The sequence below is a fragment of the Elstera litoralis genome (genome assembly GCF_000963705.1).
GTDB lineage: Bacteria > Pseudomonadota > Alphaproteobacteria > Elsterales > Elsteraceae > Elstera > Elstera litoralis.
In genome coordinates this window covers 1-2,708 of the sequence record NZ_LAJY01000266.1, presented here as the reverse complement: position 1 = coordinate 2,708, position 2,708 = coordinate 1, and the positions used below count along the sequence as shown (strand labels likewise).

Sequence of the window (2,708 nt, the reverse complement as noted above, 5' to 3'; positions counted from 1 at the left end):
TCGTTAAGCCAGGTACGAATCCCTTCAGCCAAAGACATTTGCTGTTGTGTCATCATTGTTCTCCTGAAACGTCGTGACCTTATGTGCACGACGCCACAGGCTAACGGCGGCATATTTCATCAACGAGAATGAACGAGCAGTTTTGCAAATTTTTCGTGTATACTGGTGATAGCTAACTCGCGATACGGTAATCGGCCAACAGGTTTCTGTTATTTCATACTCTTATCCAAGATCAACCACTACCGCTTGAACCCGCGAAAAAGGCCAAATAGGGGTAAAACGCCAAACCCCCCGTTTTTGGCGGGGGGTTTGGCGGTATAATTTGGTTGCGGGGGCAGGATTTCATCTTAACTTGCGATCAGCATCGATGTACTGCCAGATTCTGGAATTTCTCGCCTCGGCAGGCTGCGTGGGCTGTTTTGCAATGCGGCATAGCCTCTTCGAACATCCACCCCCTCACGCGGCATCCCAGACGCGGTTGAGGATGCGGGCCGCGATTTCGGACTTGTCCTGGGGGAGGAAGCGCCCGTAGTGCTGGGCAACCATTTCCGGCGTGTCTTGGATCGCATAGCTTGCCTGCTCGTAGGAGCCGGTCTGCTTCAGGATATGTGTCGCCAGAACATCGCGGACATTATGCGGGCCGTGCGGCAAGAGGCCTTCAATCGCCCCACGCCCGGTCCAGGGATTGTAGATCCCATAGCGCTGAATGATGAGACGCCACGCCTCGTAGAAACTATTCTGATCGTAGGCGGCGTTCGTGCTGGTGACTTTTGCGGTTTTCACGAAAAAACGTGCCGGGATCGTTGGCCGGGCCGATCAGCCGGTCGCGGTGTCGGTCGATATAAACCTCAAGCATTCCATAGAGCCCGCCAAGATCCGGCAAAATCAGCCGAAACGGTTTGCTGCCGAAGAAGGAAGAATTGGCATTTTTAAAAGCCACCGAAGGAATCAGGATCTCCCATCCCTGCTCGCGCGGGCTCCAGCGGAGCTCGCCGCGCTTGGCATCGGCCAACCGACGCTCGGAGGTCGGCAGATCCCCCCGTTTGCATAGCAGCAGTTCCCGCAGATTCTTCTGGCGCAAGCCGGTGTGCAAACCGAGCCGCAGCATCAGGAACGCCCGCATCGATTCGGCGGCGGGACGGGGATATAAGGCTTCGTCCGGCTTCCGACGGAGGATTTCCTCGGTGATCTTGCGATATTCGGCCACCGGACTGGCGGCTTCTAAAACCGGCAAGATCGGTTCGAACGGGTCCCGATGGACGCGGACAACACGCTCGATTTCCTTGATCCGCCGCCGCGCGTGCCGATACATTCTGTCACAGGCAGCGGGCCAGTCGCGCTGAACCTCGTCAATATCGGCGCGCCGGATTAACCCTTCGATCTCCTGCAAATGCGTGGCGAGGCAGGGCATCTGCCGCAGCCATCCGGTTTCCTCTCGGGTGAAAGCGGCGGCGATGGAGAGAAGATCGATCTCCCACCGCGTGAAGAAACCGCGACGGCGCTCGCGCCACTGCAAATACCAGTCCCAGACTTGAGGAAAGACCATCATGGCGAAAGTCAGGCGCGCGGGATCGACCCCGAACCCCTGCAAGTCACTGGCGCGCGGTGCCGTAAAAGCCCCGAACCACAGGCCGAAGTGCTCCATCTTCTGCGTGGCCGTCTCTTCGCCCCAAACGCCGTTGCGCTGGAAGCCGAAGGCCGCGAAGGTCCCGGTCTTGAACGCCAACAAATCGGCCATCTCGGCGTTCAGACGCTTTGGCGCGTCGATGATCCCGAGAGTCTCCGGGGCTGGCACCCGCCCGCGCCGCACGGTTTTGGCACAGGCAAACTGCACGGCGAAATGTTGCCGCATCGCCACCGCTTGATAGCGCCGGTAATCTGTCGCGCCGCTGATGATGACCGTCCGAACCCAATTTAGAATTTCAGCCCGCTCAGAGGCGGGGCGTTGATTGAAATCATCCGGCAGATGCCAGGCCAACCGCCGACGCTCCGCAGGCGATACGCCATCGAGATCATGCCCGGTCGCCGCCCGTGCCGGTTGCTGAACTTTCAGCATGAAGTAGCCCGTTGGGAGCCGGTAACGCTTCTCGATCCGCTGTAAAATATCGAGACTGGCTACCGACCGCGGTTGTTTTGTGCCCCGCCCCCAACTGCTGATCGTGCTCCGGCTGAGATTATCCTCCGGCTGCACCACCGCGCGATGGAGATGCGACAGCGTTTCGCCATGCCGCCGGGCATGCAACCGCAAAGCGGCGGCCAGATCGTTCGGTTCCTGCCATTCCCTCTCCAGTGGTTCCGGGAAGGGAACGATAGGCTTCGGCATTTGTGGCGTTCTGGTCCGCCTTACGGGCTTTGGCACCATTGCGCGGCCTATATCCTGCGAAGGGTGCTTCATCCGCCCTTTCTTCGCCGAGATTGCCCTACCCTCCCCTCGCATTTCGGCCTCGACAATGGACCGCGCCACGGCGTCAAAGATTGGTTGAAGGTCGGTACTGACAGCGGATAAACGGGAAACATCGATTCCAACCTCATAAGCAACCGCCTGTAGATTAAGCCGGGTTCCCCGATAGGGCGGATAAGTCTTCCCCTTATGCAATCGGATTAAATAACCCTCTAAAGCGTGTACCTCAATCGGATTGAAGAGAGGAGAAAACCGCTGATTGCAATAATCAGTAATCATAACGGGCGTAAAAATTTGGCACTTTGAT

The 2,708-nt window shown here is 57.9% G+C and carries 2 protein-coding genes; both read right to left on the bottom strand.

All coding sequences use genetic code 11. The features are described 5' to 3' along the window. Positions 1-456: 456 nt before the first annotated feature. Complete coding sequence (locus VZ95_RS25505) at positions 457-783, bottom strand: hypothetical protein (RefSeq protein ID WP_198148234.1); 327 nt, start codon at positions 781-783, stop codon at positions 457-459. Next, positions 734-2,323, bottom strand: coding sequence for a hypothetical protein (locus tag VZ95_RS10940; RefSeq protein WP_198148233.1), 1,590 nt, complete (start codon positions 2,321-2,323; stop codon positions 734-736). The genes VZ95_RS25505 and VZ95_RS10940 overlap by 50 nt, the downstream gene beginning before the upstream one ends. Positions 2,324-2,708: the final 385 nt, after the last annotated feature.

What these genes read in the sequence shown, in the direction of transcription:
- VZ95_RS10940 (WP_198148233.1), bottom strand. Translation starts at nt 2,323, where the DNA reads ATGCCGAAGCCTATCGTTCCCTTCCCGGAACCACTGGAGAGGGAATGG.